Origin of the sequence: Mycobacterium sp. TKK-01-0059, from assembly GCF_000709305.1 — a bacterium.
Lineage (GTDB): Bacteria > Actinomycetota > Actinomycetes > Mycobacteriales > Mycobacteriaceae > Mycobacterium > Mycobacterium intracellulare.
In genome coordinates this window covers 3,609,277-3,630,416 of the sequence record NZ_KL446993.1, presented here as the reverse complement: position 1 = coordinate 3,630,416, position 21,140 = coordinate 3,609,277, and the positions used below count along the sequence as shown (strand labels likewise).

The following is a 21,140-nucleotide window of genomic DNA, read 5'->3' as shown; positions in this document are numbered from 1 at the left end:
GGATCTCTCATCCGGTAGTGGCGAGACGGTCGGCGAGCAGCCGCTGCCGCCCGACCGACCGCGCTTCGAGTTTGGCGCGGTCGACTTTGCCGTTGGCGTTGACGGGCAGCGGCTCGTCCCAGAAGACAAGTTCTTCGGGCAGTTTGTATTTCGGCAATCCCTCCGCGCCCAGGGTCCGGGTGATCTCGGCGAGCGAGATCTCGACGCCGGGTTCGAGCACGACCGCCATAGCCAATCGCTCACCGGTGGTGGGATCGGAAACGGAATAAGCGGCGCATTCGCGTATCCCACCGATCCTCGAGACCGCTTCCTCCACTTCGGCGGCCGGGATCTTCAGCCCGTTACGAATCACGATGTCCTTGATCCGGCCGACGATCCGAACCCGGCCGCCGACCACCTCCGCCACATCACCGGTGCGGAACCACTCCCCCTCGAACGCGTATTCGTCGTCCTCGGCGTCGGTGTAACCGAGAAACGTGTGCGGACCCTTGATGCAGCACTCGGTGGGTTCGGACTCGGATCCGACGCGCACGTCGACGTCGCCGAGCGCCACACCGTCGTCGGCATGGCGGATGTCTCGGGGTTCGGTCCGCAGACCGGACGTGCTGACCGGGGTCTCCGAGGATCCATAGGCGCGCATCACAACGATGCCGAACTCGTCTTCGATGCGTTCGACGATCCGCCGGTCCAGCATCGTGCCGCCCAGGTACACCGCGCGTAATGGGACGACGGCGCCGCGCGCCACGGCCTGGTCGAGCATCCGGTCCAGCAGCCGGTCCGGGCCCCCGTACCAGGTCGCACCCGAGCTGACCAGGAGGTCGCAGGTCGCCGCCGGGTCCCAGCGATCTTCCAGAATCACCGGAGCCGCCAGCATCGGACCGATGAACAGCGCCTGCAACACGCCGGTCACCGACGCGAGCGGGCTGATCAAGAAGATCCGGTCGTCGGAACCCAGGCCCGCCGCCGCAATGTAATTCGCCGAAGCCTTGGCCAGCGTGCTCAGCGAATGAATCACGCCCTTGGGCCGCGCGGTTGTGCCCGAGGTGTAAAGCACAAGGCACGGCTCATCGGCTGACCGCGCCGACCGCGGCGCCTGGGTGGTACCCGTTCGGCCATCGTCACCGAGTTCGATCCAATCGCAGCGACCGGACAGCTCCGGGTCGGTGATCGTCGCCCAGTTCGGCGCTACGCCGAATCGTGCACCGGTGCGGGTGAGGATGTCGGCGATCTGCGTCGCCCCGGCACTGCGCGGCACGAGCAGAACCACCGCGTCCACCCGCAGCGCCGCGTGGACCGACACCACCGAGTCCACGTCGTTACCGACTACCACGACGATCGCGCCACCCGGAACAAGGCCGGCGTCGACCATCGCTCGGGCGGCCGAGTCGATGCGCTTGTCCAGTTCCCCGTAGGTCAATTCGGCGCCGCGATCCGCGACGGCAAGCCGGGCAGGGTGCCGCGCCGCGGGGGGTCCCACCAGGTCGATCGGCTCCGCCGTCCAGAAACCGGCCGCTCGGTAGCGGGGCCGCAATTCTTCGGCTCTGCGGCGCGCATGTCGTAGCAACTCAGCCGGGCCAGTCATGAGCCTCCTCCGGCGCCTCGGATGCAAATGGTTGTTCTCGGTTAGGTAAATGTAACCTCTCACGCATGCATTCAATGACTTTCGACAACCAGGTAGCCATCGTCACGGGGGCAGGCGGCGGACTGGGCCGATGCCATGCACTCGAGCTCGCCCGCCGCGGCGCCCGGGTCGTGGTCAACGACCTGGGCAGTTCGGTGGACGGCGACGGGGCGTCGATATCGGCGGCCCAGGCCGTGGTCGACGAGATCACCGCGGCCGGGGGCACCGCGATCGCCAACGGCGACTCGGTGGCCACCGAGGAGGGCGGTGCGGCGATCGTGGCGGCCGCGCTGGAGGCCTTCGGGCAGGTCGATGTGCTGGTGAACAACGCGGGGATTCTGCGCGACGCGGCGTTCAAGAACATGACCGCCGAGCAGGTCGACGCCGTCATTGCCGTGCACCTTTCCGGCGCATTCAACGTCACGCGGGCGGTGTGGCCGATCATGCGGGCGCAGAATTACGGCCGAATCGTTCAGACGACTTCGGGCACCGGCCTTTTCGGAAATTTCGGTCAGGCCAACTACGGCGCCGCCAAGATGGGCCTGGTCGGCATGATGCACGTTCTCGCCATCGAAGGCGCCCGCAACGGCATTGCCGTCAACGCCATCGCCCCCATAGCGCGGACCCGAATGACGGAAAACATCATGGGCGACGCCGGCAAGGCCATGCATCCCGAGCTCGTCACCCCCGTCGTGGTCTATCTGTGTCATCGGTCCTGCGACCGCACCGCGCACATCTACTCGGTGGGCGCGGGCAAAGTGTCACGGGTGTTCATCGGAGTCACCAAGGGAATCGAGGACACGGCGCTGACCGCGGAGTCGGTGGCGTCGTCTATCGACGAGATCGACGACAGCGCCACGTTCACCATTCGGGGCGGACCCATCGCGGGCTGACGCGGAAGGTCAGCGGCCGAGGAACTTGGGCTTCCGGCGCTCGGCGAACGACGCCAGGCCTTCTTGCAGGTCCGCCGTGCGCGACACCACCTCCTGCGCCCAGGCCTCCTGCTCGAATGCGCGGTGCCGATCCGACTCCGACGACACCGACAGCAGCCGCTTGGTCAGCGTCAGCATCACCGTCGGGCCCGCGGCCAACCGTCCGGCGAGTTCCTCGGCGACCGCGTCGGTGTCGTCCGGCGCGGTCACCCGATTGACCAGTCCGAGCCTTTCGCAGGCGGCCGCGTCGACCGGCTCACCGAGCATCAGTAATTCGGTCGCCTTGCGCAGGCCGACGATCCTCGTCAGGAGGTGGATGGCGCCGGAATCCGGCAGGATTCCGCGATGCACAAACGCCTCGACAAGCTTTGCCTCCGTTGACATCACGACCAGATCGCAAGCCAGAACCAGGCTCGCGCCCGCCCCGGCGGCCGTGCCCTTGACCGCCGCGACCACCGGCTTGTCACAGTCGAGAATGGACGCGACCAGCCGCTGCCAGCCCTGCTGAAGCATCCGCGCGATGTCACCCGGACGCTTTTGCACCGGCTCGACGGCGGCCCCGGCGCCCGCCGGTTGCGGTGCGAGGCCGGCCCCGGCGCAGAAGTGCCGGGTGCCGCTGGCGCTCAACAGCACCGCGCGGACGGCGGGGTTGTCATTGGCCCGTACGAATGCTTCAGTTAGTTCGTCACGCGCCAACGGAGACAACGAGTTTCCCGTTTCCTGGCGATCTATTGTCACCCGCGCGACGCCGTCGGCGCCGATCGCACACACGATTCCGGACGCTTCTTCTGACATCTCGTTCACCCCTGCGTTAACGGCGTTTCCGTTTTTCGGGTATCTTAATTTCCACCTTGTCCGGGCGACGACACGGGCCGCCACAACGAGGAGGCAATCCGATGGGGCAGACGGGCCAGATCACCGACGAGGGATTGGCCAGGTTGCGGGCTACCATCGGCATTGCCGTCCCGCACACGCAGCCGCCGCACTACTACCGCCCCAACGAGGACACGTTTCGTCACGTCGCCGAAAGCTACGGTGACGCCAACCCGCTGTGGGCCGATCCCGACTACGCCGCGAAGTCTGTATGGGGAGAGTCTGTGGCCCCACCCGCCCTCGTCGGCGGCGACACGCTGATCGGGGAGGACGAAGTCACGACACTCTCGGACGAGGACCGCGCACTGACCAAGGGCGATCCACTGCGCGGGGTGCATGCCTTTTACGCCTCATCTGCTCGGGAATGGTGGGCGCCGCTGCGCGCCAACCACCGCGTCTTCAGGCGCAATGCCCTGGTGGCCGCGCTCGACAAGAGCAGTGAGTTTGCCGGCCGCGCCATCCACGAATGGTCCGCCCAGGTGTTCCGCGACGACGAGGGCACGATCTTGGGCGGCCAGTACCGCAACATGATTCGCACCGAGCGCAACAAGGCGCGCGGCCGAAAGAAATACGAAGCCGTCCAACTCAAGACGTGGACCGCTGACGAGATAGCCGAGCTCGACGAACGCTACGGGCGCGAACGCCCGCGCGGCGCCGAGCCGCGGTGGTGGGAAGACGTCGACGAAGGCGACGATTTGGGGTCGCTAACAAAGGGTCCGCTGACGGTCACCGACATGGTCTGCTGGCACGTCGGCATGGGTATGGGCATGTACGGTGTGCGTCCGTTGAGACTGGCGTGGCGGAACCGGCAGCGCATCCCCCGCTTCTACACGCCCAACGAGTACGGCGTCCCCGATGCCCAGCAACGCGTGCACTGGGAGCCCGACGCCGCGCGCAACGCGGGCAATCCCACCACGTTCGACTACGGGCGCATGCGCGAGACGTGGTTGATCCACTTGTGCACGGACTGGATGGGTGATGACGCCTGGCTTTGGAAGCTCGATTGCGAGTTCCGTCTGTTCAATTACGTCGGCGACGTCCACACCGTCACCGGTACGGTCGTCCGCAAGTACCTCGCCGACGGTGAACGCCCCGCCGTCGACCTCGAACTCGCGGCGACCAACCACCGCGGCCAGATCACCGCGCCGGGACACGCGACCGTCCTGCTGCCCAGCCGCGACCGAGGGCCCGTGCGCCTGCCCGACCCGCCGGGCGGCGCGACGAACCTCGGCGAATTGCTGACCGCCGTAACGGAACAGTTCGCCGAGCGCTGAGCACATGAGTTACCGCAGTGTTCCCGGCCTTCTGGCCGAACAGCAGGGCCCGACCCTGCAACTGACCCTCGACCGCGCCGAACGCCGTAATGCCGTCAACGACGCGATGCTGGACGCGATGATCGGTCATCTGGTCGATGCCGGCACCGACGAATCGGTGCGGGTCATCAGGATCGACGCCACCGGACCGGATTTCTGCGCGGGCGCGGACCTGATCGCCAACAACGCAAAATCCGAACGGAAACCACGCGTGGGCAGCACGCAGCGCCGCCTACCGAACAAGGCAAATCGGCTAATTCCGTTGATGCTTCAGACGCAGGTGCCCATTGTCGCCGTGGTCCGAGGTTGGGCGATCGGCCTGGGGTTCCACATCGCGCTGGCATCGGACTTCTGCGTCGCCGCCGACGACGCCCGGTTCTGGGAGCCGTTCATGGCGCGCGGCTTCACCCCCGACAGCGGCGCAGCCTGGTTGCTGCCACGGCTCATCGGATTGGTGCGCACCCGACAGCTGCTGATGCTCGGCCGGGAAATCGGAGGAACGTGCGCCGCCGAGTGGGGCATCATCCACGGCGCCTGCGCATCCGACGAATTGCCCTCGGTGGCCGAACAACTCGTCAGAGAACTGGGTGAAGCGCCCACGGTTTCGCTCGGACTCACCAAGTGGTTGCTGCACAGCGCCAACGGCCTCGACCTTGACCGCCATCTCCAGAACGAGGCATTGGCACTCGAATTGTCGAGTCGTAGTGAGGATTTCAAGGAAGGCTTGGCGGCCTTCCGCGACAAACGCGGCGCAGCATTCAAGGGCCGCTGAAGAGGTTGAGATTATGACGCAACTAGCGATCGACCCTGACACGCCGGTCGACGATGCAGTGGCGGCGGTGCGGCAGTGGACCGAGGCCGAGGTTCCGGCCGCCTGGCGCTCGGCCGCGGCCAAGGACCCTGCGACCCTGCGGGCGGTCCGCAGCCCCGCCGATTACCAACAGTGGTATCCGACCTTCGCCGAATCCGGCCTAGTCGTACCCACGTGGGCGCGTGAACACGGCGGCCTGGGTGTTGGCAATGAAGTCGCGCGCGCGATCGATGAGGTGCTCCGCCCGCTTCGCCTGACGCGTCTGAATCCCTTGGGGCTCAACAATGCGGCGGCAGCATTGTTCAGCCACGGTACCGAGGATCAGCGGCTGCGCTTCCTGCCGCCGATCGTGCGCAACGAGGAGAAGTGGTGCCAGCTCTTCAGCGAGCCTGGCGCTGGCTCCGACCTCGCGTCGTTGGCCACCCGCGCAGTGCGCGACGGTGATTCCTGGGTGATCTCCGGTCAGAAGGTGTGGACCACGTGGGCCGATCAGGCGGATTTTGCGATCCTGTTGGCGCGGACGGATCCCGAACAGCCCAAGCACAAGGGCATCACGTACTTCCTGGTCGACATGCACCAGCCGGGCGTCGAGGTGCGACCGCTTCGCCAGATCACCGGCGAGGCCGAATTCAACGAGGTCTTCCTCGACGGAGCGCGGGTGCCCGACGTCCACCGCGTCGGCGCCGTCAACGACGGCTGGCGCGTGAGTGCGTCGACGCTGTCCAGCGAGCGACAGATGGTGTCGGGTTCGGGCTCGGGTGGGATGGGCCGCCTCGGCGGGTCGAGCGCCGAACGGCTGATCATCCTCGCCAGGGAGACCGGACGCTGGGCAGATCCCGTGATCAGGAACAAGGTGATGCGCTTGTGGGCGCAAGAGCGGGTACGCGGCTGGACCAATGACCGCGTGCGCGCCGCGCTTTCGGCCGGCCAGTCCCCCGGCGCGGCCTCGTCGATCGGCAAGGTGCACCAGGCCACCATCAATCAGCAGATCCAGGACCTCATGGTCGATCTGCTGGGCACGGATGCGATCGCCTGGCCCGCCCACGACGATCCGGACGCTCTGCCGCGGGATGTGCAGGGCATGATGCGCAGCCTCGCCAACGGCACCGAGGGCGGCACCACCGACATCAACAAGAACATCCTCGGCGAACGCGTGCTCGGCTTGCCGAAGGAGCCGGACCCCTGGAAGGGCAAGCCCTGGAAGGACATTCCCCGTTCGTGAGCGCCTATGAACGCTTGATCGTGTCCAAGGCCGACGGGATCGGATGGTTGATCCTCGACAGGCCCGAGGCGGGCAACGCCTTCGACGCGCTGATGCTCGACGAGCTCGAGGCCGCCTGGGCCGACCTCGATACCGATCCGGACGTCAACGTGATCGTCAACGCCGCCAACGGCAGGGCGTTCTGCACCGGGATGGACGTGGTCCAGGTCGCGCGGGACAAGGCGGCCATGCGACGACACTCCCGCCGAACCAGGGACGCCGAGCTGAAGATCTCGTCCTGGCACTGCGACGTGTGGAAACCGGTGATCGCCGCGGTCAACGGGGTGTGCGCGGGAGGGGGCCTGCATCTGGTCGCAGACGCCGACATCGTCATCGCCGCCGAACAGGCGTCCTTCACCGACCCCCACGTCTCCATCGGGCAGGCCGTCGCGTACGAGGCGATCACGCTGCTGCGCAAGTCGCCGATGGAGGCCGTTCTGCGAATGACGCTGAGCGGCAAGGGTGAACGCATCTCGGCACAGCGTGCCTACCAGTTGGGCATTGTGTCCGAGGTGGTGCCGGCCGATCAGCTCCGCGCGGCGGCGGGACGTCTCGCGGCCGCGATCGCCACGAATTCGCCGACCGCGATACGCACCACGAAGAAGGCGCTCTGGCACAGTTTGGAAGTCGGCATGACGCAGGCGCGCAGCGACGCCGCCGAGGAGATCTGGCGGCTCCGCAATCACCCCGATCACGCCGAGGGTGTCCGCGCGTGGCGCGAGAAGCGTGCGCCGCAGTGGCAACCGCTGCCCGACGTAGCGGAGGTTCCATGACATACCACAGACTCATCGTCGAACGGCGCGGTCCCGTCGGATGGATCATCAACGACCGCCCTGACCGTCTCAATGCCTACGACGCCGTGATGCGCGAGGAATTCCCCAGGGCCTGGGCGGAATTGAATGCCGATCCGGACGTCCGCGTCATCGTGCACACGGGAAACGGTCGGGCGTTTCAGGTTGGCGCCGATGTCGAGGACCTCGACGGCGAGGCCGTGCAGCAATTCCAGGAGACCATGCGCACACTGGATCTGAAGCTGAGCGCCTGGCACTGCAATGTCGAGAAGCCGGTCATCACTGCCGTCAATGGGGTGTGCGCGGGCGGCGGGCTGCACTGGGTGGCCGACGCCGACATCGTCATCGCGTCGTCGGATGCGACCTTCGTCGACCCCCACGTCTCCATCGGTCAGGTCAGCGCGCTGGAGACCATCGCACTGATGCGAAAGATGCCCGCCGAAGCCGTGTTACGGATGGCACTCGTCGGGAGTCACGAACGGCTCACCGCCCAGCGCGCGTACGAACTCGGCATGATCAGCCAGGTGATCGACCCGCCCGACAAGCTGCGTGACGCCGCCCAGGAGCTTGCCGAGAAGATCGCCAAGAATTCGCCCTCGGCGATGCGCGCCACCAAGCGGGCGCTGTGGGGCGCGCTCGAATACGGCCTCACCGATGCGTGCCGCGAAGGTGCGAAACACCTGACATCGATGTGGGGTCATCCGGACCAGAACGAGGGCCCCCTGGCCTTCGCGGACAAGCGAACTCCGAACTGGGCTCCCCTGGAGGCCGATTCGTGAACCTCGCAACGCTGCTGGACGGTCTGCCCGACGTCGCGGTGCACACGGTCGGGGCCGAGGTACCCCGTGACGAGCTGTCGGCCAGCGCCCAGCGACTCGGCGAGCTGCTCGCCGAGTCCGGGCTGGCGACGGGACAGGTCGTCGCGGCGATGCTGCCCAACGACGCCACCACCATCGCCGCGCTGTTCGGCACGTGGTGCGCCGGCGGCGTGTACACACCGCTGAACCCCAGGGCGGCCGATCCCGAGATCCTCGCCCAGCTGCAAACGCTGCGCCCCGTTGCCATCATCACGACACCCGCTCTCGCACAACGTTTCTCGACTCATCACCTGCCCGTAATCACCGGGGATGCGCTGTTGTGGACGAGGGTCGCGTCGTCAGGCCACTCGCCCGACGGGCCGTGCTACGACGACGACGTCGCGCTGCTGCAGTTCACTTCCGGCACCACGGGACCGCCGAAGCCGGTGCCGCTTCGTCACAGCACGGTGCTCGATCTGATCGACCGGCTGCTGGCCAAACTTCGCGGCACGAAACCTGGCTTGGAAAACGCGTCGGCCCCACCGAAGCGGCCCCCCATGCCAAACCTGGTGCCCTTGTCCTTGTCGCTGTGGGCCGGCATCTACCAGGTGCTGTTCGCGTTCCGGGCCGGTTCGGGCGTCGTGCTGATGGAACGGTTCTCACCGACGGATTTCGCCGCGCTGGTCCGGCGCCACCAGCTGCGATCCACGGTGCTGCCGCCCGCGGCGCTGACCATGGTTCTGCACGACGACTCGGTGGCCGACCTCTCGCCACTGAAGATCGTGCGGTCGATCACCGCTCCCCTGTCGCCCGTGCAGGCGCGCCGGTTCCGGGACAAGTTCGGGGTGATAGTGCTGAACTCCTACGGCCAGACCGAACTCGGGGGTGAGGTGGTGGGTTGGTCGGCCGCCGACGCCCGCGAGTGGGGCGAGACCAAACTGGGTTCGGTCGGCAGGCCGCTGCCCGGCATCGACGTCACGATCGCCGACGACGAGGTGATGGTCCGCACGCCCACGACGTCCGCCCGGAAGATCGATCCAGCCTTCCTGGACCGGCTCACCGACGACGGCTGGTTCCACACCGGCGACCTCGGCTGGTTCGACGACGACGGCTTTCTGTGGCTCGACGGCCGAGTGTCGGACATGATCAATCGCGGTGGCCTCAAAGTGTTTCCCGGCACGGTAGAGGACGTCCTCCTGGCCGCCGATGGAGTGCGCGAAGCCGCCGTCGTCGGCGTTCCCGACGAGCGGCTCGGGGAGGTGCCGTGGGCGTTCGTCGTCAGAGGCGATGAGTCGGTCTCCGAGGCCGGCCTCGTGTCGTGGTGTCGAGAGCGTCTGACGCCCTACCGGGTTCCGGTACGCATCGTGTTCGTCGAACAGCTGCCCCGCAACGATGTCGGCAAGGTGGTCAAACGCGATCTCGCTGCGCTCGCGGACGTGTGACCCTATCTCTTGAACGCCTCCGCGGCGGAAACGATTGTTCTCATTAGTGAGAGTGATGTTAACGTTTGGTGGCAGGTCATCGCTTCGGTAGGAGGGTCTCATGTGGCAGGAACTGGTCCGACTGGCTGTGACCTGGGCAGTGATGTGCGGGCTTGTCGCATTCTTCTACTGGATGCTGGCCAACATCGGCACCTTCTGATAGACGCAGGAGACACAGTGGACGAGCAGGATCGACGACGCAAACGTGGATTGATCGCGTTCCAGGTCTTCATCTACGGAGTGCTGATCGCGATGTTCGCGATCCAACTCCAGATGTATCTCACGAGGGATTGGTGATCAGTGACGAGTCCAACCCGATCGCTCACCACCGACGAGCACGAGGCACAAACGCGTGAGATGCAACGGGGCGCGGATCGATGGTGCATCGCCGGCACCGCACTCATGGGCACCCTCGTCCTCGGAGTCGTAGGCCTGCCCCTATTTTGCCGAGGCATCTATCTGTTGAGAAAGGCGCAGCGCGACGGGTTGTCGGTTCGGCCAATGATGGTCACGCTCATCGGATACGTCATCATCCTCGACGGTGCGATCAACAGCATCGGCTGGGCGCTCGACCTGTTCGCCAACCACGCCCTGATCACCCGCACCGTCTTCACCGCGTGGGGCAACTGGATCGACGCCGGCTATTTCTGGCATTACAACGAACTCTGGATCGGCGGTGCAGGCGCCCCAGGGGAAAAGGCGTGGGTGATGGTCTGCGTCCTGATCGTGTTCCCGATGCGGATCGCGGCCGCGATCGCGCTGCTGCAGATGAAACGCTGGGGCCACCAGTGGACGATCGTGACGTGCTGGTTCGGAGTGATCGTGTGGACCGGCTACATCTTCAATATGACGATGTACGCCGACGTCCGCTATACGGCAGTCGGGCTACCGGTCCTCGGGTGGTGGGCATTCAACATCTTCTACGTGACGCCGTTCCTCGCGATCCCGTACCTGCACACCGTCAACCGAGAGATCTTTTCCGACTAGCACCGAAGGAGGGACCGCCGTGTCTAATTCCACTGTGGGGACCGAGGATTCGGTCGAGCCGTTGCCGGTCGGAACCACCCCGACGTGGGCGCGAATGCACAAATGGCTCAAACGCGGGCTGTACGTCTGCCTGTTCGGGTTGGTCATCGAGGGCTCGTTGACCGTACCTGTGATGGCGGTCTGGTACGGCTGGCCGACGCTATCGCTGACCGAGATCTGCAGTGAGCTCATGAAGGTGCGCTTCTCCGACGAGAGTCTCCAGTGCCAACAGCCCTATCCACTCGGCGGGCCCCCGTTCGGGGGAGCACCCGAAGCGGCCGGCCAGCACACCGCCCGCGACGACTGGGGCATCCAACCGAAGCCCCGGTACGTGCGTATCGGGTTCCGGGAGTTGGTGAAAATTCACGATGACCGCCTAGCGCGCCAGCCGAGTCGATGACGTGGCGTCGCCCACGGTCGTCTTGGGCGCGGCCGACGGTCTGGCGCGCGAGCTGGCAGACGGACTCGATGGCATCGTCGCGGCACCCGGGCGTGGACTGGCATCGGATATCACCGGAGCGGTCGTAGTCGTCGGTACCGATGCGACCCCGCGGCCGTCCGACGCGGTCGGCCTCAGTGGCGAGGAGTGGGATCACATCGTCGACGGGATGATGTGGTCCGCGCTCGCTGCGCTCCAGCGGGCACGGTCCGCGTTAGCACCGCACGGGGGACGAATCGTCGTTGTCGTGCCGACAATCGGCATGGCGGGTGCGGCCCAACTGGTGGCATACACCACCGCGGTGGAAGGCATCCGCGCGATGGCGAAATCCGCGGCGCGGCAATGGAAGCCCGAAGGTGTGTCCGTCAACCTGGTCTTGGCCCCTCTGCGACTGTTCGCGCCCGAGATGGACTCGTTTACCGCGCACCTCACCGCGGCTGTGGTCCACGACGATTCGACGCTTCTCCACACCGTCGTCGAGGCCGTGAAATTCCTCTTGCGGCCGGATATCGATCACCTCGTCGGCGAGACGATCGTCGCCGACGGAGGGGCGGTGATGCTGCCATGAGCCTGCACGGTCTCACCGCGCTGGTGACGGGTTCGGGCGCCGGCGTTGGTCGTGGCATCGCGATGGCTCTCGCCTCGGCGGGGGCGCACGTCGTCGTCGCCACCCGGTCCGAGACGGGGTTGGCCGTCGCCGAGGAAATCACCGCGCGGGGCCACGATGCGACGTGGGCGCGATGCGATGTGTCCGACGGTGACGCAGTGACTGGCGCGATAGAGCTGTCCCTGGCGACCACCGGGCGGCTCGATGCCGTGGTGCACAACGCCACGAGCAACGCCTCGAGCCAGCCGCACCAACTGGCTGATGTAGATCGTTCCGTTTGGGGCGACCACTACTCGGTGTCACTTCGTGGAGCGCACTTCTGCGCCGTTTCAGCATTTCCCGCCTTGAAGAAGAGGGGCGGCACCTTCCTCGTCATGACCTCACCCGCCGGCATCGAAGGCAGCGCGACCCTGCCGCTCTACGCAACCATGAAGGGCGCGTTGCGCGGTTTCGCCAAGAGCCTCGCGCGGGAATGGGCCCCTCACGGCATCACGGTGAATGTTGTTTCACCACTGGCATATTCACCCGCGATGACCTTGGCGATAAGCGCCGATCCGGCGATGGAGGAAAGGCTGGCACGCCGAATCCCGCTGGGACGCATCGGAGACCCCGAAAGCGATATCGGCTCAGCCGTGGCATACCTTATCGGTCCCGCCGCTCGCTACGTCACCGGGCAAACCCTCGGAGTCGATGGCGGCCATTTCACGAATCTCTGAGCCCCTTCGCTACAGATACCCACGTTCGCTATGATTGAGAATCACTATTCTCACGCCTGCTGGAGGTGCTGGTGAGCGACGACAAAGCGTTCGAGGTCTGGGACGCCGACAACCACATGTACGAGACCATCGACGCCTACACGCGGTATCTGCCGGAGAAATACTCCGAGGCGCTGAAGTTCATCGACGTCAACGGGCGCAAGAAGTTGCAGATCTTGGGCACGGTCACGGAGTGCATCCCCAACCCGACATACGAGGTGATTCCCACCCCGGGCGCCTGGTCCGATTACTTCCGGGGCATAAACCCAGAGGGCAAGACGTTGCGGGAGCTCGCCGAACCGATCCGCTGCCCCGATGAGTTCAGGCGGCCCGACCTACGCCTGGCGCTGATGGACCGGCAGGGCGTCTACGGCGCCGTGATGTTCCCGACGACAGCGGGCATGCTCGAAGAAAGGACCAAATCCGACACCGAGCTCACCCACGCGGTCACGCATGCGTTCAACCGCTGGCTGCTTGATGACTGGACGTTCAACTACCAGGACCGGATCTTCCCCGTTCCTGCGATCTCGCTGAACGATCCCGCGCTGGGCGTGCAGGAACTCGAATGGTGCCTGAACAATGGCGCCCGGACGGTATTGATCCGGCCGGCACCCGTTCCGCGCGAGGACGGCACGTCGCGGTCACCGGCGCTGCCGGAGTTCGACGATTTCTGGCGACTGGTCGAGAATTCGGGTATCTCGGTGCAGATGCACAACTCGGACTCCGGCTATGAGCGCTACGTCGACGACTGGGAGGAAGCTACGGAGTTCAACGGATTCGCGCTGAGCAAGCTGCGGGGTTTCATCTACGAGGAGAGCCGAAACATCTTCGACACTCTTGCGGCGTTCATCGCGCACGGGGTGTTCGAGCGCTTCCCCGGGGTACGCATCGGCGTCGTCGAGAACGGCGGCTCGTGGGCACACCGCCTGTTGGACGTGTTCGACCGCGTATACCGCAAGAGGCCATACGACTTCAGCGAGCATCCCTGCGATGTCTTCCGCAGACACGTGTGGATCAATCCGTTCCACGAGGAGGACATGTCGCACCTCGTCGACATCCTGGGTGCGGATCGGGTGATGTTCGGCTCGGACTACCCGCACCCCGAGGGGCTGGCCGAGCCCGCGGATTTCGTCAAGGAGCTCGAGGGTCTTCCGGAGGACACCAGGGCACGAGTGATGGGCGGCAACCTCAAGGAGCTCATCGGCGTCTAGCGGGCCCGATGAAGTGCTTCAGCCGAACCGCGCCCGCAGCTCGGTCTTGAGGACCTTGCCGGTGCTATTCCGGGGCAGCGCATCCACGATTTCGAGTCGTTCGGGCGTTTTGTGCTTGCTCAGTCCCCGCGCTTGACAGTGTTCGAAGACCGACGAAAGCGTCACCGCCACACCCGGGCGCGCGACGACGACAGCGCAAACACGCTCGCCGGTCCGCTCATCCGGCACCGCGATGACGGCCACGTCGGCCACCGCCGGGTGGCTGGCCAGGACACCCTCGACCTCCAAGGCCGAGATGTTCTCCGCATTGCGGATGATCGCATCCTTGATCCGGCCGGTGACGACGACGTTGCCGTCGTCGTCGATGCGGCCCAGATCTCCTGTGCGAAACCATCCTTCGGCGTCGAACGCGTGGGCATCCAGAGTTGCGTCGACGTAGCCGAGGAAGCACTGCGGCCCCTTGAGCCGCAACTCCCCCTCCGTGCCACGCGACACCTGCTGTCCAGCTTCGTCGACGACCCGTACCGCAACGCCGGGCACCGGTTTGCCGACGGTGTGATCCAGCAGCTCCGCCGGACCGTTCGGCGCCTGAGAGGTGGCGACCGGAAATTCGGTCAAGCCCCACGCATTGGCCACGCCGTCGACCGAAAGCGTTTGTCGCACTTGGTGACCGAGCTCGGCGGTGATTGGCGCACCCCCTCCGACGCAGCCCCGCAGATCGGGGTAGAGCGGTTCGTCACCATGCTTCGCCTGCGCCGCCATGAAGGCGACGAAGAAGGGCGTCGCGCTGCCCAGCAGAGTCGGGCGGTGCGCCGCGATGGCGACGGGGGTCTCGACGGGGTCGAAGGCGTCGAACAGCACCAGCTTCATCCCGGTGAGCAGGGCCGCGGCGAGCATCGCGGCGCCTCCGATGTGCGAAACCGGAAACGCGATCGGGTTGACGTCGCGACTGGACGCCCCGACGATCCCGATGACCCCTGCCGAACCGGCGATGACCGACCGGTCGCAGTGCCGCGCTCCTTTCGGTGCCGCCGTCGTGCCCGACGAATAGTAGATCCACCGCGGTTCCTCGCCGCCGCGCGGCGGTGGAGGCAGCTCTTTTGGTTCCCCCACAGGCAGCCGAAGTCCGCCGGTGACGGGTGCGTCGTGGTCGACGACCACGACGGTCATGTGCCGCTCACCGGCACGTTCACAGGCGAGCTGATACGCGAGCGCGGTGTGGTCGAAGTCGCGCCACAATCCCGGGACGATGATGACTTCGGTCCCGAGTTGTGCTGTCACAAACCGCAGTTCGCTTTCGCGCCATATCGGCAGCACCGGGTTCTGCACCGCACCGAGGCGCGCCAGCGCCGTCATGACGACCATCGTCTCCAGCGTGGTCGGCAGTTGCCAGGACACCACCGTGCCCGCACCGATCCCCCGCTGCGCCAGCGCCGCCGCACAAGTCAGTGCGGAGTCCCGCAGCTGCGCGCACGACAGGCTGCGCCCATAGTCGTCCGCGAGGACGACCCAGTCGGGGTGCGCCCGCGCGGCGGTCTCCACCAGGGACCAGTAGGTCTGCGCCGCAGGACGTGAGGTCATCGGCTCGGCAGGTGCAGTCGGCGCTTGGCAAGAATGTTGCGCATCATCTCCGAGCTGCCACCGGATATCGTGTAGGCGCGCGACCACAGCCAGCATTCGCGCAACCGTTGTTTGGCCTGCCCCAGTTCATGGATTTCGCCGCCGACGACCGCCGTCGACGCCGCCAATTCCGCGCCGTAGGCCGCTACTCGGTGGTATGTCTCGGCGAAGCTCAACTTCGCGATCGAGCCGTCACCCGGTTGTTCGTCGCCCGATGTCAGCCGCTCCACGTGATCGTCGATGAACGCCTTGGCCACTTCGACCTCCATGGCCAACTCGGCGACCTTCTGGCGTATGTCGGCGGACTCCAGCGCGGGTGCGCCGTCGACCTGCGCGTGGCGGGCCACGACGACCAGATCATCGATCAGCAGTTCCAGCAGAACGACGTTTCCACCGATGCCGAATCGTTCAAAGTCCAGGCCCGCCATGATGATCGACCAGCCGTCGCCCGCCGCGCCGATCAGGCTCTCGGCACCGACGCGGACTCCGGTAAGGAAGACCTCATTGACCTCGATCGCATCACCGATCGTGCGGATCGGACGAACCTCGACGCCGTCTGCCGAGAGCGGCACGGCGAAGACCGACAGGCCGTGGTGGCGCGACGACGCCGGGTCGGTGCGCATCAGAGCGAGGCCCATGTCGGCCCAGTGGCCGTCGGTGATCCAGGTCTTCTGCCCGTCGAGGCGCCAGCTGCCGTCGCCTTGCCGCGTACCGCGGCTGCGCACTCCGGCGATGTCGCTGCCGGCCTCGGGCTCGCTGAGCAACTGGCACCAGACATGTTCGCTGCGCCGAATCGATGGCAGCAGCATTCGTTTCTGCTCGTCGGACCCGAAGTGCAGAAGGACATGGGCGGCCAGGTTCACCTGGTCCACCGGGCGCGGCGCGCGGGCGCGCAGGATCTCCTCGCTCACGATGCGGTCGTGCAGCGGGTGGTAGTCGTCGCGACCGCCGTATTCGACCGGCCAGTCCGCACCGGCAAACCCCGCCTCGAACAAGCCGGCGAACCACGTGCGCAACAGGGCTTCCTGCTCGGCGGTCTCGGGCGCTCGGTGGCCTTCGCGCGCCTCGATCGCCGGTGCGTGTTCGGCGATGTGTGCCCTGACGCGATGCCTGAACTCGGTCAGCTGCGCCTCGGTGGGCCGGTCGACGAAAGCGCTCACCAGCCGGACACCTCCGCCAGCAGCGCGCGACTCGACCGCGCCGTGCCGATCAGGTGAGAGTTGGTGAAGACGCGACGCAGTTCGTAGTGCAGCGGGTACTCCCAAGTGAATCCGATGCCGCCCGACAGTTGCATGCATTCGTCCACGGCGGCCGATGCTTTCGCCGCCACGAACGCGTGCGCGGCCGCCGCCAGGGCGGTCGCCCGTTCGTCGCCGGAGGCGATGGCGCGCGCCGCTTTCATGATGACGGCCCGGGCTTTGACCTCGAAGACCAGCAGCTCGACGAGCCGGTGCTGAATCGCTTGGAAGCTCGCGATCGGTGCCCCGAACGCCACGCGCTCCCGCAGGTATGCCGTCAGGCGTTCAAGGGTCATCGATGCGGCGCCCACGGAGTCGGCGGAAACGAGCAGCCGAGCCACGGCCATCAGCTCTGTGGCCCTTTCGGGCGGCCCGATCAGGGTGCTGGGCGCGTCGGTGAGGTCGATACGCCAGACCGTTCGGGTGACGTCGAGCAGGTCGCCGTCCAGCAGCGTCCGCGCGGGATCCGGGTCACGAATCAGGTGAATTCCGTTGCGTCCCAGAAGAAGGACGATGTCGACTTCATTGCCGCGAATGATCCGTGCGGAGGCGTCCGCGGGGGCGAAGCCCGCTACCGTCGTGCCGGCGAGCAGGCCCGGGAGTAACTGTTCCCTCACATCGGCGGGCGCCGAGGCAAGCGCGGCGGCCGACATTGTGGTTCCGAACCATGCCGACCTGTCGTTCGCTCGTCCGAGTTCTTCGGCTATGACGCACGTTTCGACGGGGCGCCAGCCTGCGCCACCCGCCTCCTCATCGACGAGGAGCCCGGTCCAGTCCATCGCGGCAAGGTCCTTGACGGATTCCTTTTCGCCGCGTTCGGCCAAAAACTCCCGCGCCGACCTGCGCAGCAGGTCGAGGTCGACGTCGACGTCTGCCATCGGGCGGCTAGCTCCGGGACAGCAGCTGGTCGGCGTTGTCGCGCATGATCCGCCGCTTGGCGGCGTCGTCGAGCGGGTCGAGCAGCTTGGCAAACTCGGCCGGCACGGCCAGGCCTTCGGCGTGCGGGTAGTCCGAGCCCATCACCAAGCAGTCGTCGTATCCCAAGCCCGCGACGATTCCTGGGATGTCGTCCTCGGGGTAGGGCACGACACGGACGTGACGGCGGAAGATCGTCGACGGCCGCTCCGTCAGCTTCCCACCAATCCAGGGCCCGTTGCGGCCCATCCCTCTGCTCTTGTCCATGTGTTTGACGAAGAACGGCACCCATTCCGCCCCGTGCTCGGCGACGAGGACGTTCAGGCCGGGGAAGCGACCGAAGAGGTTGTCGAAGATGAGAGCGGACAACGTCTCCTCGATCGGCCGCTGGCCGTAGACATTCATCCACTGCCACGCCGACATGTGCCAAGAAGCCGGGTCGGAGTTTTGTCCCCAGGCGGGCGAGATCGCATTGAAGTACCAGAACGGCATGATGTGGAACACCAGGATGCAGCCGGCCTCCTGCAAGCGTGCATAAATCGGGTCGAAGTACGGGTCGCCGGGCGATCGACCGTAAGCCGGCCCGGTCGGCAGCAGCACGAATTTTGCGCCCTGCGCGATGATGGCCTCCGTCTCGGCGATCGCAGAATCCAAGTCGCGCAACGACATCAGCGCCGTGGCGAAAATTTTGTCTTCGTAGTTGAAACCCCACTCTTCGTCGAACCATCGGTTGAACGAGCGCAGGTTGGCGTACAGTGCCGCTGTGTCGTCGACGTAGTGTTCGGCGGCCAGGGCCATACCGCTGGGATAGATGACCATACGCTCGATGTTCTGCTCCGCCATGACGGCAAGGCGTGCACCGCGCTCGATGAATTCCGGTTGCATGGGTTGCGGCTCGTAGGACTCCTCGGGGTTGCCCGATCCCATCTGCTTGAGCATCTCCTTGAGCGAGCCCGGCCGATAAGCGACATCGAGGCCCAGTCCCCCTTCGCTGTTGAACGTGGCGACCCGATGTCCCGCAAGGATGACCTCGACGCCGTCCGCCCCGCGCACGGTGGTGATCGCCCGGTCCCGAAACTCCTCCGGCAGATAACGGGTGAACGCGTCCCGCGTCTCGTAGCAGTGGGTGTCGCAGTCAAAGATGCCGTAGTCGAGTTTCGTCGTCACCGCTTCGCTCCTTAAGCGCGAGAATGATTATTCTCTATTTTCACAAAACATACTATCCTGATCCGACAATGGCCATCTCGCGCGGGATGGCCAGGCGCCCGAGTGAGGGACGCCGGCGTCGGCCGCGATCGCGCAAAGGAAGACATGACTCCATCAAAACCGCCGTACGACAACATGATCGGGTGGGCACCGCTGAGCGTTCGGTCTGCCGCGTTGCGTATCACAGATCCCGCGGCAGCCCGGGTGCGGCCGAACCGGGAGGCCCTGCGTGCCGTCAAGTGAGGTCGACGAGCTTCGCAGCGTCGTCCGCGACTACTTGAGCGCGACATCGCCCAGCGAGACCGTTCGCAAGCTGATGGCGACGGACATCGGGTACGACGAGGCGTCGTGGCGCCAGATGGCGGGCGAGTTGGGACTGCAGGGCATAGTCGTGCCGGAACGATGGGGCGGGGCCGGTGCCGGTGCGGTCGAACTTGCGGTGGTGTTCGAGGAAATGGGACGCCCGCTGGTGTGCTCCCCCTTCTTCGCCACCGTGGCGCTGGCGACGCAGGCCATTCTCGCCAGCGAGGACGACGCGGCGGTGGAGCGGTTCGTTCCTGGGTTCGTCGACGGTTCCACCACCGCGACGCTGATCCTCAACGGCCAACTCGGCGCGTGGGACCCGGATGCCGTGACGTTGCGGGCCGACCGCCGGGGCGCCGGTTATCGGATCCGTGGTGAGGCGCCGCTCGTTATCGACGGTCACACCGCGGACGTCGTCTTGGCGCCGGCCATCACCGACGCGGGCGTGTCGTTGTTCGCGGTACGTGCCGGGCCAGAGGGGCTTTGTCGCACGCCGTTGGCCGGACTCGACCGCACCCGCAAGGTGGCGCGGGTGCAGTTCGACGGCGCACCGGCGGAGCTGATCGGAACAGACGGTGGTGCCGCGAAGTTCCTTGCCCGCACATCGGACCTCGCGCTCGTCGCGCTGACGGCCGAACAGGTCGGCGCGGCGCAACGGTGCCTCGATATGGCCGTCGACTACGCCAAGAATCGAATTCAGTTCGGTCGGCCGATCGGTAGTTTCCAAGCGGTGAAGCACCGGTGCGCGGACATGTTGGTTCAGGTGGAGGGCGCGCGATCGGCCCAATCGCATGCGGCCGCAGTGGCCGGCACCGATGATCTCCCGACCGCCGCGTCGGTCGCGAAGATGGTGTGTTCGGAAGCCTTCCTGCAGGTTGCGCTCGACAACATGCGCATCCACGGCGGAATCGGCTTCACCTGGGAACACGACGCCCATTTGTACGTCCGCCGCGCCAAGGTCAGTCAGCTGATTTTCGGCGACCCGGACTACCACGCGCAGCGCCTGGCCACGCTCGTCTCTGAATGAAAGGATCCTCGTGACCGTCTCCTTTTCCCTCGAACTGCCGACTCATCGTGTCGACACGGTCGATGAGTTCGTAACCGCTGAAGCGATCGCCGAAATCGCGCGAGTGGCCGAGGAGAGCGGGTTCGCGGCCATCCACGTCACCGATCACCCCGCACCCGATGCGAAGTGGCTCGACCACGGCGGCCACCACGCCCTTGATCCGTTCGTCGCGTTGGCTTTCGCGGCCGCCGCAACGACCGACATCAGGCTGCTGACCAATGTCTACATCGCCGCTTACCGAAATCCCTTTCTCGGCGCCAAATCGATTCAGAGCCTCGCCGCGTTGTCAAAAGGACGCCTCATTCTCGGAACTGCCGCCGGATATCTCAAGCCCGAATTCAAGGCCCTCGGAATCGATTTCGACAGCCGCGGCACTCTGCTCGACGAGGCACTGGACGTACTGGACAAGGTGCTCACCGGCGAGGACATCGCCTACCAGGGGACGTCATTCGCCGCCCGCGGTGTTCGGCTGCGCCCGCTGCCGACGACTCCCCCACCGGTATGGGTCGGCGGCAACAGCAAGCCGGCCGTGCGCCGGGCGGTATCGCGCGCCCAGGGGTGGGCACCGTTCATCACGTTCGGCTACGCCGCCGCCTCGCGCACCGCGGAGATTTCGACCATCGAGGATCTGGAGGTCGCGATCGGCTGGGCCAAGCAGTACGCGGCCGACATCGGCCGCACCGCACCGCTGGACATCTGCTTCTCCGCGGGAAACCTCTTGGAGGACAGCAGATCGGCCGACGAACGTCACGCCATCATCGCGCGGCTCGCTGCCGCCGGGGTCACCTGGCTGACCATCGCCCCGTCCGGCTCCGACCGGAACGAACTCATCGAACGTTCGCGCGCCTTCGCCAAGGAGTTCATCACGGCATGA

Annotated in this window: 20 protein-coding genes; 14 read left to right on the top strand and 6 right to left on the bottom strand. The window is 66.1% G+C overall.

Annotation, left to right across the window (positions count from 1 at the left end):
- Nucleotides 1-7: 7 nt before the first annotated feature.
- Nucleotides 8-1,531, bottom strand: coding sequence for a class I adenylate-forming enzyme family protein (locus K883_RS17275; protein WP_008255440.1), 1,524 nt, complete (start codon nt 1,529-1,531; stop codon nt 8-10).
- Nucleotides 1,532-1,647: 116 nt separating this feature from the next.
- Here K883_RS17275 and K883_RS17270 point away from each other — a divergent pair, with 116 nt between their 5' ends.
- Complete coding sequence (locus K883_RS17270) at nt 1,648-2,514, top strand: SDR family NAD(P)-dependent oxidoreductase (RefSeq protein ID WP_020822153.1); 867 nt, start codon at nt 1,648-1,650, stop codon at nt 2,512-2,514.
- 9 nt (nt 2,515-2,523) lie between these two features.
- Here the strand turns inward: K883_RS17270 and K883_RS17265 are convergent, their stop codons facing one another.
- Nucleotides 2,524-3,357, bottom strand: a complete 834-nt coding sequence (locus tag K883_RS17265; protein WP_020822152.1) for an enoyl-CoA hydratase/isomerase family protein — start codon at nt 3,355-3,357, stop codon at nt 2,524-2,526.
- 92 nt (nt 3,358-3,449) lie between these two features.
- Between K883_RS17265 and K883_RS17260 the strand changes: the two genes are divergently transcribed.
- From K883_RS17260 to K883_RS17205, 11 genes are all read left to right on the top strand, one after another.
- Complete coding sequence (locus K883_RS17260; RefSeq protein ID WP_020822151.1) at nt 3,450-4,700, top strand: hotdog family protein; 1,251 nt, start codon at nt 3,450-3,452, stop codon at nt 4,698-4,700.
- A 4-nt stretch (nt 4,701-4,704) separates the two neighbouring features.
- Entirely contained in the window at nt 4,705-5,511 is an 807-nt protein-coding gene (locus K883_RS17255) for an enoyl-CoA hydratase/isomerase family protein (protein ID WP_020822150.1), read from the top strand.
- Nucleotides 5,512-5,524: 13 nt separating this feature from the next.
- A complete protein-coding gene (locus K883_RS17250; RefSeq protein ID WP_036455048.1) occupies nt 5,525-6,772 on the top strand; it encodes an acyl-CoA dehydrogenase family protein in 1,248 nt (415 codons plus the stop codon).
- A complete protein-coding gene (locus K883_RS17245) occupies nt 6,769-7,584 on the top strand; it encodes an enoyl-CoA hydratase/isomerase family protein (RefSeq protein WP_020822148.1) in 816 nt (271 codons plus the stop codon). Before K883_RS17250 ends, K883_RS17245 begins: the two co-directional genes overlap by 4 nt.
- On the top strand, nt 7,581-8,381 hold the full coding sequence (locus K883_RS17240) for an enoyl-CoA hydratase/isomerase family protein (protein ID WP_020822147.1): 801 nt from the start codon (nt 7,581-7,583) through the stop codon (nt 8,379-8,381). The genes K883_RS17245 and K883_RS17240 overlap by 4 nt, the downstream gene beginning before the upstream one ends.
- The gene (locus K883_RS17235) at nt 8,378-9,841 is read left to right on the top strand and encodes a class I adenylate-forming enzyme family protein (protein ID WP_020822146.1); all 1,464 of its coding nucleotides are present in this window, start codon (nt 8,378-8,380) and stop codon (nt 9,839-9,841) included. Before K883_RS17240 ends, K883_RS17235 begins: the two co-directional genes overlap by 4 nt.
- 396 nt (nt 9,842-10,237) lie before the next feature.
- Entirely contained in the window at nt 10,238-10,867 is a 630-nt protein-coding gene (locus K883_RS17225; RefSeq protein WP_036455046.1) for a hypothetical protein, read from the top strand.
- A 34-nt stretch (nt 10,868-10,901) separates the two neighbouring features.
- Nucleotides 10,902-11,306, top strand: coding sequence for a hypothetical protein (locus tag K883_RS17220; protein ID WP_020822144.1), 405 nt, complete (start codon nt 10,902-10,904; stop codon nt 11,304-11,306).
- Nucleotide 11,307: 1 nt separating this feature from the next.
- Nucleotides 11,308-11,913, top strand: a complete 606-nt coding sequence (locus K883_RS17215) for an SDR family oxidoreductase (protein WP_020822143.1) — start codon at nt 11,308-11,310, stop codon at nt 11,911-11,913.
- Complete coding sequence (locus K883_RS17210) at nt 11,910-12,668, top strand: SDR family NAD(P)-dependent oxidoreductase (protein ID WP_020822142.1); 759 nt, start codon at nt 11,910-11,912, stop codon at nt 12,666-12,668. Before K883_RS17215 ends, K883_RS17210 begins: the two co-directional genes overlap by 4 nt.
- Before the next feature lie 65 nt (nt 12,669-12,733).
- Entirely contained in the window at nt 12,734-13,918 is a 1,185-nt protein-coding gene (locus K883_RS17205; protein ID WP_008255418.1) for an amidohydrolase family protein, read from the top strand.
- Between the two features lie 18 nt (nt 13,919-13,936).
- On the opposite strand, the gene K883_RS17200 is transcribed toward K883_RS17205, so the two are convergent.
- From K883_RS17200 to K883_RS17185, 4 genes are read right to left on the bottom strand one after another with little or no spacing between them, the layout of a single operon-like run.
- The gene (locus K883_RS17200; RefSeq protein WP_020822141.1) at nt 13,937-15,499 is read right to left on the bottom strand and encodes a class I adenylate-forming enzyme family protein; all 1,563 of its coding nucleotides are present in this window, start codon (nt 15,497-15,499) and stop codon (nt 13,937-13,939) included.
- Nucleotides 15,496-16,698, bottom strand: a complete 1,203-nt coding sequence (locus tag K883_RS17195) for an acyl-CoA dehydrogenase family protein (RefSeq protein ID WP_008255413.1) — start codon at nt 16,696-16,698, stop codon at nt 15,496-15,498. Before K883_RS17195 ends, K883_RS17200 begins: the two co-directional genes overlap by 4 nt.
- The gene (locus K883_RS17190; RefSeq protein ID WP_020822140.1) at nt 16,695-17,654 is read right to left on the bottom strand and encodes an acyl-CoA dehydrogenase family protein; all 960 of its coding nucleotides are present in this window, start codon (nt 17,652-17,654) and stop codon (nt 16,695-16,697) included. Before K883_RS17190 ends, K883_RS17195 begins: the two co-directional genes overlap by 4 nt.
- A 7-nt stretch (nt 17,655-17,661) precedes the next feature.
- Nucleotides 17,662-18,858 (bottom strand): amidohydrolase family protein, encoded by a 1,197-nt coding sequence (locus tag K883_RS17185; protein WP_020822139.1) that lies wholly within the window; start codon nt 18,856-18,858, stop codon nt 17,662-17,664.
- 268 nt (nt 18,859-19,126) lie between these two features.
- On the opposite strand from K883_RS17185, the gene K883_RS17180 reads away from it, so the two are divergent.
- Both K883_RS17180 and K883_RS17175 read left to right on the top strand, forming a co-directional pair.
- Nucleotides 19,127-20,227 carry an acyl-CoA dehydrogenase family protein gene (locus K883_RS17180; protein WP_020822137.1) on the top strand — a complete coding sequence of 367 codons (1,101 nt, stop codon included), beginning with the start codon at nt 19,127-19,129 and terminating at the stop codon, nt 20,225-20,227.
- A 10-nt stretch (nt 20,228-20,237) separates the two neighbouring features.
- Nucleotides 20,238-21,140: a TIGR03619 family F420-dependent LLM class oxidoreductase gene (locus K883_RS17175; RefSeq protein ID WP_020822136.1), complete on the top strand. Its 903-nt coding sequence runs from the start codon at nt 20,238-20,240 to the stop codon at nt 21,138-21,140.

Bases quoted from the DNA above. Each gene is read 5' to 3' on its own strand.
- K883_RS17240 (WP_020822147.1), top strand. From the start codon at position 7,581: ATGACATACCACAGACTCATCGTCGAACGGCGCGGTCCCGTCGGATGG.
- K883_RS17225 (WP_036455046.1), top strand. From the start codon at position 10,238: ATGCAACGGGGCGCGGATCGATGGTGCATCGCCGGCACCGCACTCATG.
- K883_RS17210 (WP_020822142.1), top strand. From the start codon at position 11,910: ATGAGCCTGCACGGTCTCACCGCGCTGGTGACGGGTTCGGGCGCCGGC.
- K883_RS17250 (WP_036455048.1), top strand. From the start codon at position 5,525: ATGACGCAACTAGCGATCGACCCTGACACGCCGGTCGACGATGCAGTG.
- K883_RS17260 (WP_020822151.1), top strand. From the start codon at position 3,450: ATGGGGCAGACGGGCCAGATCACCGACGAGGGATTGGCCAGGTTGCGG.
- K883_RS17270 (WP_020822153.1), top strand. From the start codon at position 1,648: ATGCATTCAATGACTTTCGACAACCAGGTAGCCATCGTCACGGGGGCA.
- K883_RS17190 (WP_020822140.1), bottom strand. From the start codon at position 17,654: ATGGCAGACGTCGACGTCGACCTCGACCTGCTGCGCAGGTCGGCGCGG.
- K883_RS17255 (WP_020822150.1), top strand. From the start codon at position 4,705: ATGAGTTACCGCAGTGTTCCCGGCCTTCTGGCCGAACAGCAGGGCCCG.
- K883_RS17200 (WP_020822141.1), bottom strand. From the start codon at position 15,499: ATGACCTCACGTCCTGCGGCGCAGACCTACTGGTCCCTGGTGGAGACC.